Below are 2,165 nucleotides of genomic sequence, written 5' to 3'. Positions count from 1 at the left end.
TGTCGGGTGGACGACACTTGTTACCAAGTGCCGTCTCCCTAAGAACCGTACGTGCAACTTTCACTGCATACGGCTCAAGCCTCCACAAAGGCATCAAATGATACCCAGCAACTTATAAAGCAGTCGGAGCAGGCTCGTTCCAAGAGTTACGAGCTAGCCTTTTGGATTTTCTCTTCACCAAGTATTCTTGGTAAAGAGGGTCAAAGGGTGTCGCTGCACTTCGGATTTTCACATGTCTTTCTATTGGCACTTTAGCTATTTGGAAGAGATTGAACTGGCAATCCATATCCATGATCTTCTGCCAACCGTGAAACTGCCATTGGCCTTTTCGGTTGATGAAGTATTTTAGGGCGATCCAAGTTTTAGACTTTGTTGGATGACGCCTTTTAGCCCAGTGCCATAACGTGTGGAATAGCTTGTGACCGACATATCCGAATACCTGTTTAGCTACGCAGTGTCGATAATAGTTCGACCACCCCCTGAGTTTCGGATTTATCAGTTTGATAAGATCATTCACTGGAAGGGTTACGTGCTTTTTGATGAGTTCACGCAGATTGCTTAAGAACATCAACGTATTGGATTTACTCGGCTTAATGAGCAGTTTCCCTTTATACTTCCTATGGTTGAACCCAAGAAAGTCAAAGCCATCGTTGATATGAGTGATGTGCGTTTTCTCTTCGGATAATGTTAAGCCTCTTTCCGCTAAGAAATCAGCAATCAACGGTTTGATATCGTTCTCCAGCACTTCCTTTGAAGCGCAAGTGACGACGAAATCGTCAGCGTATCCAATAAAGTTGGATCTTGCACCCTTTTTGAGTGCCGTAGACTTAATGTGCTGTTCGAGACCAGAGAGTGTTATTAACATCAAGGTTGGGGATATAATCCCGCCTTGAGGCGTGCCTTCATCGGTGTCGTAAAATAGCCCTTTGTCTACAAAACCAGACTTTAGCCATTGCTTCAACATACGTTTATCAACAGCAACATTGTCCATAAGCCATTGATGCCCGATCTTGTCGAAACAGGCCTTTATATCGCCTTCAAGAACCCATTTAGCTGACTTCTTTAGAGCCAAACATTTGAAGCACTGATCGACTGCGTCAGCCGTGCTGCGGTTTGGTCTAAATCCATAGCTATTAGGATCGGCAAGCGTCTCCGATATAGGCTCTAGTGCCGTAAGGTAGAGTGCTTGCTGCGCTCTGTCTATCATGCACGGGATGCCCAGTGGTCGAAGTTTGCCATTCTTTTTGGGAATATAGATACGCTTGAGTGGTTTGGCTTGATATGCCTTTCTACTCAGTTGATTGACTGCTTTCATGCGGCGTGTATCTGTATTCCAGATAACACCATCTATTCCAGGCGTTTTACTGCCTTTGTTTTGAGATACTCGTTTAACAGCAAGAAGTTTTGCTGAACGAGAATGAGTCAGTAACCACTGCAACGCTTTCACTTTGCCGTGTTTACCTTCTCGAGTTGCCTTTGCGATACGCATCTGAAGCTTGAATACATGCAACTCAACGGATTTCCAGTCGATCGACTGCCATTGAGCGCTGTCAGGAGAGGCACTAATCTCTTTTGAAATCATCATTTGCATTTCTCCTTGAATAAAGTTCTTCATATTCTCTCGCAACGGGAGACCAGTCGGAAGTGGGCTCACTTTCGTGATCAGACATCAGTCTGTATCTGCATCGTTACAACGCAGCCTTCGCTTTTTCCAACCTCCTATACCTGCATCACTATCGGCCACATAGGCTTTCCCAGAGGGAGTGATACAGGCTTACCGTGTTCCGTATGTCACGCAATGTCAGGGTAGACGCCCGCTATGGTGCGGAGAGTTCAATGATCACGAAAGAGCATGGGGCAATCTCTTTCCGACTCTCTTGCCTTTTGGCTACAGCGTATTAACCACTTCCGCTGTTTGCAAACATAACGCACCTTCCGCGGATTCACTTATGTTCGTCATACTGACTACCTAGCACTCACCCGATTTGTGGTTATCAGGAGGATCGTCCTCTCACGATTCAAATCCCGAATGGTCATAACCATTCTTCATTACATTGTCAGGCTCGCTACTTTATTCAGAGCCCTAGGTTCATCTGGTGATACAGATGGTTCACACGTTAAGCGGTGAACAGCGCTTCATACGACTTCACGTCGCACGCCCCAAA

1 protein-coding gene is annotated in these 2,165 nt (G+C 45.7%); it reads right to left on the bottom strand.

Translation table 11 applies throughout. The annotated features are described in order from the left end of the window. Window positions 1-112: 112 nt before the first annotated feature. Complete coding sequence (gene ltrA / locus AB4589_RS12665) at window positions 113-1,585, bottom strand: group II intron reverse transcriptase/maturase (RefSeq protein WP_372100694.1); 1,473 nt, start codon at window positions 1,583-1,585, stop codon at window positions 113-115. Window positions 1,586-2,165: the final 580 nt, after the last annotated feature.

This window comes from Vibrio sp. 10N.222.49.A3 (assembly GCF_041475145.1).
GTDB lineage: Bacteria > Pseudomonadota > Gammaproteobacteria > Enterobacterales > Vibrionaceae > Vibrio > Vibrio tasmaniensis_A.
The sequence above is the reverse complement of the archived record's forward strand: the minus strand, read 5'-3'. Positions and strand labels throughout refer to the sequence as shown.

Bases quoted from the DNA above. Each gene is read 5' to 3' on its own strand.
- ltrA (WP_372100694.1), bottom strand. From the start codon at position 1,585: ATGATGATTTCAAAAGAGATTAGTGCCTCTCCTGACAGCGCTCAATGG.